19 protein-coding genes and 1 pseudogene are annotated in these 16,900 nt (G+C 69.5%); 8 read left to right on the forward strand and 12 right to left on the reverse strand.

Features of this window, described 5'->3' with window-relative positions; translation table 11 throughout:
• Nucleotides 1-474 precede the first annotated feature (474 nt).
• Nucleotides 475-771 carry a hypothetical protein gene (locus ACFW22_RS34285; RefSeq protein WP_386412324.1) on the forward strand — a complete coding sequence of 99 codons (297 nt, stop codon included), beginning with the start codon at nucleotides 475-477 and terminating at the stop codon, nucleotides 769-771.
• Between the two features lie 102 nt (nucleotides 772-873).
• The gene (locus ACFW22_RS34290; protein WP_386412326.1) at nucleotides 874-1,317 is read left to right on the forward strand and encodes a nuclear transport factor 2 family protein; all 444 of its coding nucleotides are present in this window, start codon (nucleotides 874-876) and stop codon (nucleotides 1,315-1,317) included.
• 36 nt (nucleotides 1,318-1,353) lie between these two features.
• On the opposite strand, the gene ACFW22_RS34295 is transcribed toward ACFW22_RS34290, so the two are convergent.
• Nucleotides 1,354-2,259: a Gfo/Idh/MocA family protein gene (locus tag ACFW22_RS34295; protein ID WP_386412329.1), complete on the reverse strand. Its 906-nt coding sequence runs from the start codon at nucleotides 2,257-2,259 to the stop codon at nucleotides 1,354-1,356.
• Nucleotides 2,260-2,419: 160 nt separating this feature from the next.
• Nucleotides 2,420-3,643 carry an FAD-dependent monooxygenase gene (locus ACFW22_RS34300; RefSeq protein ID WP_386412332.1) on the reverse strand — a complete coding sequence of 408 codons (1,224 nt, stop codon included), beginning with the start codon at nucleotides 3,641-3,643 and terminating at the stop codon, nucleotides 2,420-2,422.
• A gap of 103 nt (nucleotides 3,644-3,746) precedes the next feature.
• Here ACFW22_RS34300 and ACFW22_RS34305 point away from each other — a divergent pair, with 103 nt between their 5' ends.
• The 3 genes from ACFW22_RS34305 to ACFW22_RS34315 all read left to right on the forward strand — a co-directional run bounded on the left by ACFW22_RS34305 (nucleotide 3,747) and on the right by ACFW22_RS34315 (nucleotide 5,612).
• Nucleotides 3,747-4,364: a TetR/AcrR family transcriptional regulator gene (locus ACFW22_RS34305; RefSeq protein ID WP_386412334.1), complete on the forward strand. Its 618-nt coding sequence runs from the start codon at nucleotides 3,747-3,749 to the stop codon at nucleotides 4,362-4,364.
• Nucleotides 4,365-4,456: 92 nt separating this feature from the next.
• Nucleotides 4,457-4,993, forward strand: a complete 537-nt coding sequence (locus ACFW22_RS34310) for a DinB family protein (RefSeq protein WP_386412337.1) — start codon at nucleotides 4,457-4,459, stop codon at nucleotides 4,991-4,993.
• Between the two features lie 127 nt (nucleotides 4,994-5,120).
• Complete coding sequence (locus ACFW22_RS34315; protein WP_386412340.1) at nucleotides 5,121-5,612, forward strand: hypothetical protein; 492 nt, start codon at nucleotides 5,121-5,123, stop codon at nucleotides 5,610-5,612.
• Nucleotides 5,613-5,637: 25 nt separating this feature from the next.
• On the opposite strand, the gene ACFW22_RS34320 is transcribed toward ACFW22_RS34315, so the two are convergent.
• From ACFW22_RS34320 to ACFW22_RS34360, 9 genes are all read right to left on the reverse strand, one after another.
• Entirely contained in the window at nucleotides 5,638-6,111 is a 474-nt protein-coding gene (locus ACFW22_RS34320) for a hypothetical protein (RefSeq protein WP_386412343.1), read from the reverse strand.
• Between the two features lie 70 nt (nucleotides 6,112-6,181).
• On the reverse strand, nucleotides 6,182-6,865 hold the full coding sequence (ung, locus tag ACFW22_RS34325) for a uracil-DNA glycosylase (RefSeq protein WP_386412346.1): 684 nt from the start codon (nucleotides 6,863-6,865) through the stop codon (nucleotides 6,182-6,184).
• A 91-nt stretch (nucleotides 6,866-6,956) separates the two neighbouring features.
• Complete coding sequence (locus tag ACFW22_RS34330; protein ID WP_386412349.1) at nucleotides 6,957-8,534, reverse strand: ABC transporter substrate-binding protein; 1,578 nt, start codon at nucleotides 8,532-8,534, stop codon at nucleotides 6,957-6,959.
• Between the two features lie 148 nt (nucleotides 8,535-8,682).
• Entirely contained in the window at nucleotides 8,683-9,450 is a 768-nt protein-coding gene (locus tag ACFW22_RS34335; RefSeq protein WP_386412352.1) for an SDR family oxidoreductase, read from the reverse strand.
• 27 nt (nucleotides 9,451-9,477) lie between these two features.
• On the reverse strand, nucleotides 9,478-10,239 hold the full coding sequence (fabG, locus tag ACFW22_RS34340; protein ID WP_386412354.1) for a 3-oxoacyl-ACP reductase FabG: 762 nt from the start codon (nucleotides 10,237-10,239) through the stop codon (nucleotides 9,478-9,480).
• Nucleotides 10,240-10,408: 169 nt separating this feature from the next.
• The gene (locus ACFW22_RS34345; protein ID WP_386412357.1) at nucleotides 10,409-10,792 is read right to left on the reverse strand and encodes a DUF3037 domain-containing protein; all 384 of its coding nucleotides are present in this window, start codon (nucleotides 10,790-10,792) and stop codon (nucleotides 10,409-10,411) included.
• Entirely contained in the window at nucleotides 10,789-11,646 is an 858-nt protein-coding gene (locus ACFW22_RS34350; RefSeq protein ID WP_386412360.1) for a HipA family kinase, read from the reverse strand. Before ACFW22_RS34350 ends, ACFW22_RS34345 begins: the two co-directional genes overlap by 4 nt.
• A gap of 110 nt (nucleotides 11,647-11,756) precedes the next feature.
• Entirely contained in the window at nucleotides 11,757-12,992 is a 1,236-nt protein-coding gene (locus tag ACFW22_RS34355) for a tyrosine-type recombinase/integrase (protein WP_384884304.1), read from the reverse strand.
• A 48-nt stretch (nucleotides 12,993-13,040) separates the two neighbouring features.
• Complete coding sequence (locus tag ACFW22_RS34360; RefSeq protein ID WP_367457233.1) at nucleotides 13,041-13,346, reverse strand: helix-turn-helix domain-containing protein; 306 nt, start codon at nucleotides 13,344-13,346, stop codon at nucleotides 13,041-13,043.
• Nucleotides 13,347-13,590: 244 nt separating this feature from the next.
• On the opposite strand from ACFW22_RS34360, the gene ACFW22_RS34365 reads away from it, so the two are divergent.
• From ACFW22_RS34365 to ACFW22_RS34375, 3 genes are all read left to right on the forward strand, one after another.
• Nucleotides 13,591-14,106, forward strand: a complete 516-nt coding sequence (locus ACFW22_RS34365; protein ID WP_384884300.1) for a winged helix-turn-helix domain-containing protein — start codon at nucleotides 13,591-13,593, stop codon at nucleotides 14,104-14,106.
• Complete coding sequence (locus ACFW22_RS34370) at nucleotides 14,061-14,666, forward strand: IS630 family transposase (protein WP_386412364.1); 606 nt, start codon at nucleotides 14,061-14,063, stop codon at nucleotides 14,664-14,666. The genes ACFW22_RS34365 and ACFW22_RS34370 overlap by 46 nt, the downstream gene beginning before the upstream one ends.
• A gap of 632 nt (nucleotides 14,667-15,298) precedes the next feature.
• A complete protein-coding gene (locus tag ACFW22_RS34375) occupies nucleotides 15,299-16,621 on the forward strand; it encodes a hypothetical protein (protein ID WP_386412367.1) in 1,323 nt (440 codons plus the stop codon).
• Nucleotides 16,622-16,688: 67 nt separating this feature from the next.
• On the opposite strand, the pseudogene ACFW22_RS34380 reads toward ACFW22_RS34375, so the two are convergent.
• Nucleotides 16,689-16,900 (reverse strand): annotated as a pseudogene (locus ACFW22_RS34380) (hypothetical protein); the annotation flags it as partial.

The raw sequence follows: 16,900 nt of genomic DNA on the forward strand, positions 1-16,900 counted from the left end.
GCCGCCGGCATCTGGCACAACTGGACCATCGGCGCCCCAATCAAACGCTCACTGATCGCCTACGACCACTGAAGACATCGGACTCACTCATCTAGGCGCTCCGCTGCGGGAGTTCTTCGGGGGGCGGTCACGATGCGGTGTCGGGGGCGCCGCGGTCAACCGGTCGGCGGCCTTCCGCCCACAGCGGGAGGAGCCGTGGTCCACGGTTCGGAACGGACGCTCGGCGCTGGCACGGGCTCGCGGATCACGGCCCGGGCGACCAGGTCATGAACGGGCCGAGACCGGTGGCCGGTTCGCACCGGCCGAAGGCCCCGGCGTGGTGGACGTCGTGGCCGGCAGGACCGTGCCCGGGACTTCCCGTCTCCCGGCAACGAGCCCGGCACCGTCCTGCCGGGCGCGCGCGTGGTGGCCCGCCGGGTACCGGAAGAGGCTGGGACGCCGTGGAGGGGGAACGGGCCGGGGAGGGAGGTGCCGATGGGTTCGGAAGCCGGACCGTCAGTGCCTTCGCTGGTCGTGCGGGACGGAGCCGTCGCCGTCCGGCTCCGCGAGGACGGCATCCGCAGGGAGCACGCACTGCGACCCTCGGGTCGCTTCGCCAAGCCGCGTCCGACACGCCCCCTCTGCTTCGTCCCGGACGACGAGACCAGTCACGCCCTGGGCGACCCGTTCACCGCCCTGTTCACCAGCGTCGTGGCGGCGGGCGGGCTCCTCCTCCTCGGCGGCATCGCCCTGTGCCGCATGCCCGGGCTGCTCATCGGTGCACTCGGCTGACGCGCACGTACGAACCGGTGCGGGCACGAGCGAGGTCGCCGACCTCGCCCCCGGTGCCGCACGCCTCTTGGCCCCGGGCAGCGGCTGTCCGACACTGAGCCGATGACTCAGCGCGTGGACCTCGCGACCGTGATGGACCGAATCGCCCTCGACGACCTGATCACCGGCTATGCGACAGCCGTGGACGACGGCGACTGGAGCGCCTACCGGGCCCTGTTCGCCCCGGACGGCAGGGCCGACTACCGCAGCGCGGGCGGGATCGAGGGGCCCGCCACCGAGGTGGCCGACTGGCTCGCCGAAACGATGCCCCTGTTCCCGGTGCGCCAGCACCTCATCGTGAACCGGCGGGTCCGGCTGCAGGACCCCGGTGCATATCGGGAACCCGGCGACCGGGCGGAGGTCGGTGCCGACTACGTCAACCCGATGCGGCTCGCCTCGGGCGAGGACTTCGTCTGTGGCGGGCGCTACTCCTTTGCGGCGCGGCGCACCGCGGACGGTTGGCAGCTCGCGTCCGTCGTCGTCGAGGAGCGGTGGCGCCGCGGCTGACGGACCGTCGGGGCGGTTCCGGGCGTCCCTCCCGTTTCAGGACGCCTGGGCCAGGGCCTCCCGGACGACGCGCTCGCACAGTTCGTGGGTGAGGAGGGCGTCGCGGGCGCTGAGCACCCGACCTTCCCGCACCGAGTCGAGGAAGGCCAGGACCGCCTGCTCGATGCCGCGCTGCCGGGCCACGGGGACCCAGTCGCCGCGGCGGCGCACGGTCGGCTGCCCCTTGTGGTCGACGACCTCGGAGAGGTTGAGGACCTGGCGCTTGGTGTCCTGTCCGGACACTTCCAGGACCTCCTCGGCAGAACCGTTCATCCGGTTCATCATGCCGATCGCGGTGAAACCGTCGCCCGACAGCTGGAGCACCACGTGGTGCATCAGCCCCTCGCGGACCCGGGCCCGCACGTCGATGTGCTCGACCTCGCCCGGCAGCAGGAAGCGCAGGGTGTCGACGACGTGGATGAAGTCGTCGAGGACCAGGGTGCGGGGGTCCTCGGGCAGGCCGATGCGGTTCTTCTGCAGGAGGATCAGGTCACGGGGGTGGTCGAGGCACTGGGCGTAACTGGGGGCGAGGCGACGGTTGAAGCCGACGGCGAGTCCGACCGAGCGCTTCTCGGCCAACTCGACGATCTGCTCGGACTCGGCGTATTCGTACGCGAGCGGTTTGTCGACGTAGGTGGGGATGCCGGCTTCGAGGAGCCGCGCCGCGATCTCTGCGTGGGCGGAGGTCGGGGCATGGACGAAGGCCGCGTCGAGTCCGGCGGCGAGCAGCGAGTCGAGGTCGCCGTGGCGCCGGTCGGCGGGCAGGTGGAGGGCGTCGGCCACTCGCTCCAGGGTCGTCGCGGTACGGGTCTGGAGGTGCAGTTCGACCCCGGGAAGGGTGCCGAGGACGGGCAGGTAGGCCTTCTGCGCGATGTCTCCCAGTCCGATGCAGCCAACCTTCACGGGTTCTCCCTCGTCGTCGTTCCCCGGTCCGAAGCGCCCTGGCCCTGCGGACCGTTCGCGCTGGTCAGCTTACGCGGACGGCTCCCCTCCTCCCGCCCGCGCGGGCCGGCGCACGGCGGTGGCTCCGGGCCGGGGCGCTCCGGTTCCGGCCCTTCCTCCTTCACGCGGGCCCGGTGGTGTCCTCGGCGGAGCGGTACGGGGCGGGCGGACGCCAGTCGCAGATGCCGTCGAAGCCGCGCAGGACGAGCCCCGGGCCGAAGCGGGAAACGGTGCGGACGAGCGCGGAGCGGAGGGCGACCGCGGGACGGGCGGAGAGCATGGTGACCGCACCGGTGCGGGCGGCCTTGCGGACCACGGCGGTGGTGCGCGGCAGTCGGTCGGCGGTGTACGCGGGGAGGGCTCGACCGGGGAGGAAGTCGGGGGCGGATCCGGCGCGGTGGGCGAGGACCACGGCGTCCTCGACGGCCTGGTTCCCGCCCTGGCCGAGGCTCGGCATCATCGCGTGGGCGGCGTCGCCGAGGAGCGCGACCCTGCCCCGGTGGAAGGCGGGCAGCGGGTCGGGCATGTGGTGGACGTCGTGCCGCAGGATCCGGTCGGCGGCGAGGCCCGCGAGGATCTCGGGAACGGGATGGTGCCAGCCTCCGAACAGGCGCAGCAGTTCGGCCTTCTCGTCGTCGGGTGCACGGCCTCCGGCGGGGGCCACGGCCATGGCGTACGCATAGACCCGGCCGTCCTTGAGGGGGTGACTGCCCCACAACGTGCCGGCACCCCAGGTCTCGTGCGGGGCGAAGGGCCGCGCGGGGGCGGGAACGACCGTGCGCCAGCTGGTGCTGCCCGAGTAACGGGGGCCGGGGTGGTCGGGGAAGAGGGTTCGACGGGTCGCCGAGTGGATGCCGTCGGCTGCGACGACGAGTTCGGCCTCTCGTTCGGTCGCGGCTCCGCCATCGGTGTCCGTGACGGCCAGACGGGCGGGGCGCCGGTCGTCTCCGGGGTCGGTGACGGTGGCGGTCGTCCGGGGGCGGACCGCTCCCTCGGGGAGGGCCGAGGTGAGGATCTCGATCAGGGTGGCGCGGTGGAGGAGGACCAGGGGGCCGCCGAAGCGGGCGGCGGCGGCATCGGCATGCGTGCGGGCGAGCCAGTGCCCGGCAGGTGTGCGCACGCCGCCGTCGCCCTGCCAGGCGGCGAGCTCGCGGACGCGGTCGCCGAGGCCGATGGCGTCGAGGGCGCGCTGGGCGTTGGGGGCGAGGCTGATGCCCGCTCCCACCGGGGCGAGGTCGGTGGCGCGTTCGAGGACGGTGGTGTGCCAGCCCTGCTGGTGCAGTGCGACGGCGGCGGTGAGCCCTCCGATGCCCGCTCCGACGATGACGGCACGGTGCTGTTCCATGGCTGCTCCTCGATCCGGGTGACTACAGATGTAGTAAGTCCGACGCCAGGACCGTACTACAGAAGTAGTGGCCTGAGTGGAACCCGGTAGTAAGTTGTCCCCCATGACCCCAGCCACCGCCGGGAGCTCGACCCCGGCACCCCCCGCCTCCCGCGCCGAGCGGATCGGCGACGCCGCCCTCGACCTCCTCGTCGAACGCGGGATGCGCGGCCTCACCCACCGCGCTGTGGACGAGCGGGCGGAACTGCCCCAGGGCTCGACGTCCAACCACGCCCGCACCCGCCAGGCCCTCCTGGAATCGGCCGTGCGACGCCAGGTGCAGCGGGAGGTCGAGGTCCTCGCCCCGATGGAGCTGCCGGGTCCCGACGGGGACGCCGACGCGCTCGTCGATGCGCTCGCCCTCGCCCTGCACCGCTACCTCACCGACCACCGCTCCCTGCTGGTCTCGCGCTACGAGCTGGCCCTCGAAGCCACCCGCCGCCCCGAGCTCCGAAGCTTCTTCGACACGGCCGGCTCGACCTTCCGCGTCCCGCTGGTCGCCCTGATGACGGCGGCCGGCTCCCCGGAGCCCGAACGGCACGCACTCTCCCTGATCGCCTGGTGCGAGGGGCTGATGTTCTCCTGCGCGGCTGGCTCTTTCCACTCGACCGTCCCGAGCCGCACGGAACTGCGCACCGGCTTCGACGAGTTGCTCCGCGGCATGCTCGGCAGCCGTTCCTGAGACGAACTCCGGCGGCCCTGATCCCAGGGGCCCCACCCGCACGCGCAGGGCCCCGGAAACCTACTGGCGCGGGTCCGTGATCATGGGAGACGATGCCGCCCATGACCACGGATCACATCGAAAACACCCCGCGCATCGACCCGTCCACCACCTCGGGCGAGCGGGAGGCACTGGAACAGTGGCTCGACTTCCACCGCGCGACCCTGGCGCGGAAGTGCGAGGGGCTGGACGACGCCCAGCTGCGCACCCCGTCCGCGCCTCCCTCGGACCTCACCCTCCTCGGGCTGGTGCGCCACATGGCCGAGGTCGAACGCGGCTGGTTCCGCCACACCCTGGCCGGCGAAGACGTCACGTGGATCTACGCGACCGAAGAGGATTACGACCGGGACATCCACGTCACCGAAGAAGACAGCTACGAGGAGGCCCATGCCAGCTGGCAGGCCGAGATCGCACGGGCGCGCGCCCTGGCGACGGGCCGCGACCTGGACGACCTGGGCCTGGGCAAGCGCCGCAACGGAAAGACGTACAACCTGCGCTGGATCTACCTCCACATGATCGAGGAGTACGCCCGCCACAACGGCCACGCGGACCTCATCCGCGAGCGGATCGACGGTGCGACCGGCCACTGACCGGCCCCCAGGGAAAGGCGGGGCCTGCCGAGCCGGTCAAGAACGACCCCCGGGCGACTCACCCGTGCGGGGCATTCCCCGCCGGTAGGGGCGCGAAGATCACCTGCGGACCAGCAGAGTGGCGCAAGTGCATCGAACCCGAACCACAGTGAAGATCCTGGTCGGAGCGACAGTCGCCGCCCTTGCGGGCTGCGTGTCGGTGGAAGCGCCGCCGACGGCTCCGGCCGTCGTGCCCGCCCCCGCGGCGGACGCCGCCGGCCCGGCCCAGGACGTAGCACCACAGATCGTCGAGGGCCCCGCCCGCGAGGCACTCGAAGCGGCGCTGCCCGATCCCCCGCCCTCCGCCGCCCCCCGGGCGGCGCCTTCCACGGCACCGCAGCGGCGGACGGCGCCCCGGCCCCGCCCGGAGGAGGCCCCGCACTCCGACTCCGCGCCCCGTCGGCACGAGCGCTCCCACCCCCCGGCCCGCCCCTCACTGCCCGGGGCAGCGGAGCTCGAGAAGCTGTCGAAGGCCCCGCCGGCCTCGCGGTCCGAGGTCTGCGACCTGGGCGAGCGGTACGGAGGATGGGGACCGGGCAGCGACCCCGCCAGGATCTGTCACGGGACGTACGGCCGGTGAGCCGCACCCGGAAGGCCCGGCGCCGTCACTCGCCCCCGAGGCGTCGCTCCAGGCGCTCGATCGCAGCCCGCACGCCCTTCCCGTAGCCGTCGTCGTCGAGTCGCTCCGCAGCCGTGCGGGCCCGGTCCAAATGGACCCGCGCGGCATCGTGCTGCTGGAGCTTGACGTAGTCGGCCGCCAGGTTCAGGTGGAGCGAGGGGTACAGCGCCCTCAGGGCAACCGCCGAGTCGTGCGCGGCGAGCCGCTCCTCGGCGAGGCCCTCGGCTGCGTTCAGGGCCCGCAGGTCCCAGGCGAGCTCGATATCGGGATCGTCCTGGGCATCCGCCATGTAGTGGGCCAGGGTGCAGCGGTGCAGGGGGTCCCCGTCCGGACCGATCTGCTGCCACAGCAGCCCGAAGCGGTTGCGGGCCTCCTCACGGTCACCGCCGTGGAGCAGCATCATGGCCTGCCCGATCTTGGTCATGATCCCGTCGTCCGACACCCGCTGTTGCCCGGTCACCGCGACCTCCACCCGCTCGCCCACTGGGAGTGACGACGCTAGCCGCACCCGGCCCGGATCGCCCCGAGGCTCAGCCGAGGTTCGGGATGCGCCAGTCGATCGGCTCGTGCCCCTGGGCGGCCAGGGCCGCGTCGATCTGGGAGAAGGGGCGGGACCCGAAGAACTTCTTCGCCGACAGCGGCGAGGGGTGGGCCCCCTTCACCACGACGTGCCGCTCCTCGTCGATGAGCGGCAGCTTCTTCTGGGCGTAGTTGCCCCACAGGACGAAGACCGCGGGGTCGGGACGCGCGGCCACGGCGGTGATCACGGCATCCGTGAACTTCTCCCAGCCCTTGCCCTTGTGCGAGTTCGCCTCGCCGGAGCGGACCGTGAGCACGGCGTTGAGCAGGAGGACGCCCTGCTCGGCCCACGGCATCAGATAGCCGTTGTCCGGGATGGGGTGGCCGAGCTCGGCGTGCATCTCCTTGTAGACGTTCCGCAGGGAGGGCGGGGTCTTCACGCCCGGGCGGACCGAGAAGCAGAGCCCGTGCCCCTGTCCCTCGCCGTGATAGGGGTCCTGACCGAGGATCAGGACCTTCACCTTGTCGTACGGGGTGGCGTCGAGGGCCGCGAAGACCTCGTCCTTCGGAGGGAAGACCGGCCCCCTGGCGCGCTCCTCCTCGACGAACTCGGCGAGCTGGGCGAAGTACGGCTTCTGCAGCTCCTCGCCGAGGACACCCCGCCAGGACTCGGGCAGCATGCTGGTGTCGGTCACGGTCACAACCTCCGGTGGACGTTCCTGTCTACGTCCGAGAACCTACCGGGGGCCACTGACAGTGGCCCCCGGTAGGTCCTGACCGAAGCCCCTACCAGCTGGCCCGGCGGCTCAGCTCCCACATCTGCATGACCGTCTGCGGGTCGAGGGCGCGCTCACCGCCACCGATGTCCTCACCGGCCGCGATGTACAGCTTGCCCTGCCACAGGGGCAGCAGCCGCACGTCCTGCACCAGGATCTCCTGGGCCTCCACGAACTCGTCCGTGACGGTGCCCCGGTCGCTCTCGCGCCGCGACTTGGGCAGCAGCTCGTTGGTGATCCGGGAGTTCAGGTAGGGCGTGCCGAGGACGTTCTCCTTGCCCACGAAGGGAGCGACGAAGTTGTCCGGGTCCGGGAAGTCGGGGAACCAACCGCGTCCGAAGACCGGGTACTCGCCCTTCTGGTAGCCCGCCTGGAACTCCTTCCAGGGCTTTCCGTGCAGGGTCACCTCGAAGAGGCCGGACTCCTCCAGCTGCCGCTTGATCTCGGCGAACTCAGTGGCCGTGGAGGAGCCGTACCGGTCCGTGGCGTACCAGAAGTCGAGCTTCACGGGCTCGGTGATGTCGGCGTCGCGGAGGATCTCCTCCGCCTTCTTCACGCTGGGCGCACCGAAGCGGTCGAAGAACTTGGTGGTGTGCGCGGCGATGCCCTTGGGGACCATCGAGTACAGGGGCTCGGCGGTGCCCTGGTAGACCTTGTTGACCAGCTCGTCGCGGTCCACGAGCTGGGCGATGGCCCGGCGGACGGGAAGCTTGGCGACGGTCGGGTCCTGCGCGTTGAAGACCAGGTAGCGGATGTCGGCACCGGTCGACTCGACGAGCTGGAGGCCCTTGTTCTCGGGCTTGTCCTCCTGGAGGTTGATCACCTCCTCGGCGGTGAGGCCGCGGTAGGTGACGTCGATCTCCTTCTTCCTCAGCGCGGCGACCATGGCGTCGGAGTCGTCGAAGTAGCGGATCGTGACTCCGCCGTTCTTCCGGTCGGCGAAGCCCTTGTAGGTGGGGTTCTTGGTGAGCTCCGCCTCCTTGCGCTCGGTGTACGAGTCGAGCACGTACGGCCCGGAGCCCGTGACCTTGCCGTCGGTGCGGAGCTTGTCGGCCGGGTACTCGGCCGGGTCCACCAGCGACATCGCGGGGGTGGCGAGGACGAAGGGGAAGGTCGCGTCCGACTTGTTGAGCCGGAAGACGACGGTGCGTTCACCGACGGTCTCGATCTTGCTGAGCGAACCCAGCATCCCGTTGGGGCCGCCCTTGTGGTCGATCGTGCGGATGCGCTCGATCGAGTACTGCACGGCCTTTGCGTCCAGTTTGTGGCCGTTGGAGAAGGTGAGCCCCTCCACGAGCTTGCACTCGAAGACCCGACTGGAAGTGTCCGTGAACTTGCATTCGGCGGCGTCCGACTTCGGGGTCGTACTGCCCGTCGGGAAGCTCACCAGCGTCTGGAAGACATTCCGGAAAAGCTCCCAAGAATTGTCCCAGGCCGCGGCCGGATCAAGCGTGGTGGGAGAACTCGTCGTACCGACGACGATCCTCTGCTCCCCGGCGGATTCGCTGTCCGAAAAGACACCGCAGCCGGTCACCAGGGATATGGACACAAGGGCTGCAGCGGCCTGCAGACTGGTCCGGTTGAACACGTGCACGCTCCTCGTTCAGCCATGGGTCGGCCGACGATACCGCAGCACCCCGTCAGGTCAATGTTTGAGCCCGACGGGGCACTTGAGGCATTCAACGTATAACCGGTGCCAATCCGGACACCGATTCTGGAAAGTGTCCGATTATCGGTCAGCCAACCCCGGCGTTCAGGAAAATGCCGCCGTCGACGACGAGCGTCTGGCCGGTGATCCACTCCGACTGGGACGAGGTGAGGAAGGCCGCCGCACCGCCGATGTCCGAGGGCTCGCCGAGCCGCCCCAGCGGATAGGCGGCAGCCGCCTCCGCCTCGCGCCCCTCGTAGAGCGCCTGCGCGAATTTCGTCTTCACGACGGCCGGAGCGATCGCATTGACCCGCACGACCGGCGCGTATTCGTGCGCCAGCTGCAGGGTCAAATTGACCATCGCGGCCTTGCTCATGCCGTACGCACCGATGAAGGGCGAGGCGGAGACTCCGGCGATCGAGGCGATGTTCACGATCGCACCGCCGTGGTCCTTCTGCCAGGCGTGCCAACTGCGCTGGGCGAAGCCGAGCGCGGAGATGACGTTGGTCTCGAAGACCTTGCGGGCCACCCCGAGGTCCAGGTCCGCGAGGGGACCGAAGACGGGGTTCGTCCCGGCGTTGTTCACCAGGAAGTCCAGGCGGCCGAAGCCGTCCATCGCCGCCTCGACCGCAGTGGCCTGGTGGGCCTCGTCGTGCGCCTTGCCGGGGACGCCGATCGCCCGGTCGGCACCGAGGCGCTCCACGGCCTCCTTCAGGGCCTCCTCGCCGCGTCCGGTGATGACGACCCGGTCACCGCGGGCGACCAGCGCCTCGGCGATGCCGTAGCCGATGCCCCGGCTCGCGCCGGTGACGAGGGCGACCCTGCCGGACGGCTCCGGTCGTTCCTGTGCGCTCATGAGCGTCTCCTCCTCCTCGTCCCGTCGTCAGTTGAGCGGGCCGCCGGCCACGTACATGACCTGGCCCGAGACGAAGCCCGCGTCGTCACCGGTGAAGAAGGCGATCGCACCGGCCACGTCCTCGGGGCGGCCGACGCGCTGCACCGGGATCATGGAGGCGGCAGCCGCCTGGAACTCCTCGAAACCCATGCCCACCCGCTCGGCGGTCTGCGCGGTCATCTCGGTGACGATGAAGCCCGGGGCGACCGCGTTGGCCGTGACGCCGAACTTGCCGAGCTCCTTGGCGAGCGTCTTGGTGAAGCCCTGCAGGCCCGCCTTGACGGCCGAGTAGTTGGCCTGGCCCCGGTTCCCGAGCGCCGAGGAGGACGAGAGGGAGACGATCCGGCCGAAGCCCGCGTCCACCATGTGCTTCTGGACGGCCTTCGCCATCAGGAAGGCACCCTTGAGGTGGACGTTCATCACGGTGTCCCAGTCGGACTCGGACATCTTGAAGAGCAGGTTGTCGCGGAGCACGCCCGCGTTGTTCACGAGGATGGTCGGCGCGCCGAGCTCGGCGGCGACCCGCGCGACCGCGGCCTCCACCTGCGCGCCGTCCGAGACGTCACAGCCGACCGCGAGCGCGGTACCGCCCGCGGCGGTGATCTTCTCGACGGTGTCCTTGCAGGCCGCCTCGTCGAGGTCGAGTACGGCGACGGCGCGGCCCTCGGCCGCGAGCCGGAGGGCGGTGGCCGCCCCGATGCCCCGGGCGGCACCCGTGACGATGGCTACGCGCTGCTCGGTGGTGGACATGCTTGGTTCTCCTCGCCCTTGGAACGTCCCTGGTCGCGGCCGGACCGGCCGTCCGCTCCTGCGTGCCACACATGAGCGACCGCTTAGTATCGCCCGCAGACGAGACGCTAGAAGTCCTGGCACCCGGTGTCAACGGCCCACCGGGTGTACCCCGTCACTCCGTCGCGACCTAGCGGACGAGCAGATCGAGCAGGCGTTCCACCTCGGTCTCGGGATCGACGGTGAGACCGGTGTGGACGGGCCCCGGCTGCACCACCGTGGAACGGGGCGCGATCAACCAGCGGAAGCGGCGTCCCGCGTCGTCGCCCGCCGCCTGGCCGGCGTCCTCGCCGCCCAGGCAGACCCCCTCGACCGCGCGCAGCGCGGCCCGGACCCCGGCGACGTCGGCGGCCGGGTCGAGGACCGCGAGCTTGGCCTCGTCCAGGTGGGTGCGGGCGGCCACGTACGACCGGGCACGGCAGTAGACGACCACGCCCGCGTTGAAGCACTCGCCGCGCTCGACCCGCGGCACCACGCGCAGCAGCGCGTACTCGAAGACATCGCGGTCGGTCACGTGGTGCTGTCCTTCTGGGTGGGGTGTTCGGTGGACTGCGGCCGGGGGGCGAGGCGCTCGGCGAGCCAGCCGGGCGGCTGCTGGGGCCTGTTCTCGGTACGGGGGCCGAGGGTGATCCGCTCGTGGATGGTGGCCGCGCGGGGCAGCAGCGCCTCGACGTAGGCCGCGCGCAGCTCGTCGGTGCTCGCGAAGCCGGGCTCGTCGACGAGCCACTCGTCGGGCACGTCGGCGGCCACCTCGTCGAGCAGCTCGCGGGTGACGAGCGGCGCGAGCTCGGCCGCCGCGGCGGCGATGTCCGGGCCGAAGGGCGCGAGGGCGTGGTCGGAGGCGTCGTACGGCTTCGCTGCGGATGCCTGGGCGCCGGGCCAGTTGTGGTGCCAGATCATCGTGGCACCGTGGTCGATGAGCCACAGGTCGCCGTGCCAGACGAGCATGTTCGGGTTCCGCCAGGACCGGTCGACGTTGTTGATCACGGCGTCGAACCAGACGACCTTGCCGGCCTCCTGGGGGTCCACCTCGTACGCCAGCGGGTCGAAGCCCAGCGAGCCGGGGAGGAAGTCCATGCCCAGGTTGAGCCCGCCACTCGCCTTGAGCAGCTCCTGCACCTCCTGGTCGGGCTCGGAGAGGCCGATCACCGGGTCGAGCTGAATCGTCACGAGCTCCGGCACCCGCAGCCCGAGCCGACGGGCCAGCTGTCCGCAGACGACCTCGGCGACCAGGGTCTTGCGGCCCTGTCCCGCGCCGGTGAACTTCATGACGTACGTGCCGAGATCGTCGGCCTCGACGATCCCTGGGAGCGATCCACCCTCCCGCAGGGGCGTGACATAGCGGGTCGCTACGACCTCTTGCAACACTTTCCCAGGCCACCCATCTCTTCAACCTTGCAATCCACGGAAGGCTTATCCGGAGCATAGAGGCCGGGAACACGGGTCGATAGCGCTGGGGAGAATCTGGGGAGTTTCGGCTAGCAAGCTGATCTCCCGCGCTCCCCAAGCAGACCGTCGATGGTGCCGCGCCCCTTGCTGCCAGCCTCCGGCATGAAGTGAGCATAGTAACCGAGAGTGATCGCAGGCGAGGAGTGTCCAAGCCACCGAGCCAGGGTCACAACGGACTCTCCGGCTTCCAACATGATCGAGGCGTAGGTGTGCCGAAGCACATGGAAGCCGTCCTTCGGGGCCGCCGCCCACTGCCAGGCTTTCGCCCCCTCAGCGCGCGGCGGGATGACGCCCGCTTTGGCCAAGGCGGGCTTCCAGGTGTAGGTGTTCCATGTGTTCACCGCGATGGCGTTGCCGAAGCGCGTGGTGAGCAGCAGGGAGAACTTCTTCCTCTCCCCCTCCGGCTTGCCCCACGGCAACTCCACTTCTACCGGCGGGAACACTTCAATGTGACGCTTGAGTTCCTCGGCTACCGAAGGGGGCAGATCCACCGTGCGGATCTTCTTCCCCTTCGGCAGGGCGAAGTACAGCCTTCCGTGAATCGCCTGTACTTGGCGCCGAACGTGCAGCAGGCCGCGCCCGTAGTCGATGTCCTCCGGACTGAGCCCGAAGACTTCTCCCTGGCGGAGTCCGCACCCCAGGCCGACTACGACGGCGATCCTGTTCCGCTCGCTGATGGCATCGCGGACGCGCAGGGCCGTGTCCATCGGCCACGCGTCGCGCCGCTCCCGTGGCGACTTGGGCCACCGCACGGATTTCGCGTGCATAGGGTTGCGCGCGAGGCGCTTGTCGTCGACGGCCGCTTCCAGGATGGAGGAAAGCTCGGACAGGATGCCGCGCTGGTAGTCGACTGACGAGACTGTCGACTCCAGCTTGGTTATGAACGCGCGCAGATCCGTTGCGGCGATGCTCCTGAGCGGAAGCTGGCCCAGGTGCGGGACGATATGGAGACGCCACCTACGCTCCTGACTGTCCTGGGTTTTCGGAGCACCGCCTCGCCCTGGTGCCCAGTGCGTCGCGATGTAGTCGGCCAGCGTGATGGACCCGTCGCGCGGGTCTACGAACTCGCCTCGCTCCTCGTCCGTGGCCGCCCGGCGAAGCCACGCCTTGGCATCCTCCAGCACATCAAAAGATCGGTCTCGCACCCCAGGTATGCCAGCGACCTTGTACCGCTTGCCTTTACCGTAGCGAGCGGTCTTCTCCCTTCTCCCGGTGACCGGATCCTTTTTCTTCTTGAGCCAACGATCCTCGATATAGCCGGCCAAAAAGGTCTCCTTTCAAGAGGATGCGAACGTCCGACCACGTTCGTTGTGTCAAGCGCCGGGGTTCCGACGTTGCTGCGGAGCCGCGCTCAGTGGGTTCAAGGCAGGGTTAGAGCGAGAGTCTGCGCGTTCCTGCTCATGGATCCAGGCGTCGAGAGCTGTCCGCCGATACATGACCCGACCCCGAGGGCCCATGCGGAAGCTTGGCGGCCCCTGCCGTCGGTGCCGCCATACATAAAGCGTGTGCGGTGATATGCCGAGGTACGCAGCGGCGTCCTTTACGTTGAGAAAGCCAGCGCGTACAGCGATAGCGGGGTCGGGCAAAGCTGAGGGAGCAAGCAGCGATCGTGCAGGCATAGAGCGCTTCCTGTGAGGGACAGAAGAGAACGGGCTCAGACAGCCCGCGTCCACGACGACTCCACCGCCAAGCACAGTCGAATGCGAACACCTGAATGATCCTGACAATCGCCGGTTTGGCTAACCGGCGATCGTCGGCTATGTTCCGCGCGCCCCGCCGATGAGCTCGCAGTACCTCGGATGGTTGCCGCTGAGGTTGAAAGGGTGGGGTGACAGCTGGCGTTGGCGGTGCTACATCCTCGTCATGAGGTACGCGGATGGCGGCGGTCTGACCGCCGCGGGGCGGGCGAAGCGTGAAGTGGTGCGCTTCGAGGCCGCGGAGATGTTCGGGCAGGGGCTGCGGCCGCTGGAGGTGGCCCGCAGGTTACGGGTGTCGCGGAAGTCGGCGTACGCCTGGCATGCAACCTGGCGGGACGGCGGCAAGTCGGCCCTGTCTTCCAAGGGGCCTGGCGGCTTTCCGTGTCGGCTCAGCGATGACCAGACCGTGCGGTTGCAGGCCGAGTTGGAGGCCGGCCCGGCCGCGCACGGCTGGTGCGAGGACCAGCGGTGGACCCTGGCCAGGATCGCGGAACTGATCCATCGCCTGTTCGGCTGCCGGTACACCCCGCGCGGGGTGTCGTATCTGCTGCACCGGCTGGGCTGGTCACCACAGGTCCCCGCCCACCGGGCCGTCGAACGCGACGAGCAGGCCGTAGAGCGGTGGCGGACGGAGCAGTGGTCACGGGTAAGAGGACGGCCCAGCTCCTGGGCGCGTGGATAGTTTTCGAGGACGAGGCCGGCCAGGACTTGAAGCCCGGCAAAGGGCGGACATGGTCGCGGCGGGGCAGGACGCCGCTGGTCAGGGTGACGGGCAAGGGATCGGGCCGGGTCCTGATGGCCGGGATGATCTGCGTCAGGCCGGGCCGCGAGACCAGGCTGATCTACCGGACCCAGACGTACCGGGGCCGTACCGGTGAGAAGAAGGGCTTCCGGGCCCGCGAGTTCTCAGACCTGCTGACCTCCGCCCGTCGGCAGCTCGGCGGTGCCCCGCTGATCGTGGTGTGGGACAACGCCAGCACCCATCACGCCAAGGCCCTGCGGGAGTTCTGCGACCGCAACAGCGACTGGCTCACCATCGTCAAGCTGCCTCCGTACGCACCCGACCTGAACCCGGTCGAGGGTGTCTGGGCCCGCCTGAAGAAGTCCCTGGCCAACCTCACACCCCGCACGATCGACGACCTCACCCCGCTCGTGAAGAAGCGCCTGCGCGGCATCCAACGGAGACCCGAGATCCTCGACGGCTTCATCGCCGAGACCGGACTCAGGCTGGAACCTCCGTAGCCCTGTCACCCCACCCTTTCAACCTCAGCGTCAGTAAGGCAACTGGTACGAGCTCAGGGCCGGTGAGGCACCGTCTGCAACGAGCACCAGCAAACCGTCAGCTACTAGGCGATCCAGATTTCGCGCTACGCGGCGCTCGGGAACATTCACAGCCCGGGCCACGTGCCTCCTCGTGGCCCGGGTGCTCCGAAATATGCACGAGAACGGCGCGGTCGCGACCCCAGACACGCGGAACTCCTACACAGGAACCACTCCAGGCTGCCAATCGCACAAGCCTGGGATTGCAATCTCCCCCTCCATTCCTGCCGAGCACCTCCACGTCCGCCTTGGCGTTTTCGGCATGTTGTACGTTGACATGCTCCCGCCCTAGGTTCCAGTCTCTTGCCGTCAATCCTCGTCTGCCGTAAGCGAATGCCCGCTACCACCCCGCCGGGAAGTCGGCCACTTTGGGCGCGATAAGAATTCCCCGCAAATGAGCATGCGGGGGGCACCGGTCGCGATCCGCAGTCGCTGTCCGCTTTTGCTGTAATGCGGACCGGACGAGGGACTGGTCCAGGGCCAGCCGGGAGGAAGCGCCGAACGTTCGGGAAAATCCCCACATCCTCGCCTGCGGATGCGCCATGATCACGGGCATGCATCCTCGTGACGAAGAGATATGGCGGGCGATCGACCAGGGCCGCCGGCCGATCGACTGGGAGGCGTGGTTCGGTTGCCCGGAGGGTGCCGGCTACCTCTCCCCCGCAGGTCATCAGGTGACCGCACGCGCCGTGGCCGGACTCACCGCGTTCTTCAACAGCCGCTGGCTGCCCAAGGCCGTGATCCCCTCCCCCGCCCCGGGGCGGGCCAGCGACACCTTCGTCGGTCTCGGCCGACACGCCCCGGTGCTCCAGTTCATGAACGGAGCCGCCCCGGGAGCATGGGTGGAAGCAGTGCGGTGGTGGGCCGCATACGCCTATCTGGAGGAAGCCGCGGTGCCGGGCATTGCCTCGGTCAAGCGGGATGCACGCTGCGACGTCACCCTGTCCCGGTTCCTGCATTCCCAGACACAGGCCCGGCTCGCGCTCATGGGGGCGGCCCACGGACTCGGGGTCGAGCTGGAGCCGGCAAAGGCCAGTGGCGGCCCCGGCGATGTTCGTATCGGCCCCGTCTTCATCGAGGTCGTCACCTTCGCCGAAGATCAGAAGTTCCAGGACTACGAAAGGTTCCGCGAGAACGTCCGGGCTCACCTCTTCGCCCTGGACAGGGGCCGTGACATCTACTGGGAAGGTGACCTTCCCGAACTCCTCAGCGGCGGCGACTTCGAAACCTGGAAGAAGCGGACCGAGGAGGCCGCCCAACAGTGCGCGGCCTTGGAGACCGCGGTCGATGTCCTCAGCAGCGCCGGGAGGCGGCTGACCGTCCACCCCGGCACGGCTCCCCAGGGCACCACCCTGACCGGGGACACCGTGGAGAGCGACCAGGGCAGGCGGCTCCTAAGCAAGGTGCACGGCAAGTGCGCCAAAACGGCGGGGGCAGGCACCGCCTGGATTTGGGTGGAGGACCACAGCGGTCTCTTCCACTTCCCGACGCCCTTCGCCGAGATGTCGCTCGCCGCCAAGGCCGATGCGCTCGCGGACCTGTTGGGGCCGCTCCTAGCGGAGTACGTCCACGTCGCCGGGATCGTCGTCTCGAACGCGGCCCGCCGACGCCTGCCGCTTCCGCCGAACGAGGACGCGCTCCGCCCCGCCGCACAGGGCTTCCGGCGGGGACTGCCCCTCGACCGGATCCGGGAAACGATCGTGATCCCCCGACGAATCCTTCTGCCTGAACAGACCAGCCTGATCGCCCGAATGTGCGACGCCGAAGCTAATGCGCTCGACTGGGCTCTGGGGAAGCTCGGTGTTCCCCACGGTGTCGCATCGCTGCTGGCCGACTCCTCGACGCCGCAGCGGGTCTCCCCTCTGTGGACACCGTGAGCTTGCCGAGGCGGTAAGACGGCGTGGAGGCGCCGTGCTTGAGTCCGGTGAGGGTGGGACGGTAAGGCTAGATCGTAAACTCCTCGTGCGGGATGGCCCGATCCTGGACGGCCTCGAACGAGGCGATCACCATCTTGACCGTGACCGAGTCCTCGTTGAACTCGTGTCCCGCCCACTCGCCATCCAGGGCTTGATCAAGTTCCCTGGGTGTCCGGGTTGTTGGTGATGCCCAGGAGGGGGAGGGCTCGTTCGGGCTGGTCGCGGATTGCGCGGGTGGTC

It is taken from the genome of Streptomyces sp. NPDC058872, assembly GCF_042743065.1.
Lineage (GTDB): Bacteria > Actinomycetota > Actinomycetes > Streptomycetales > Streptomycetaceae > Streptomyces.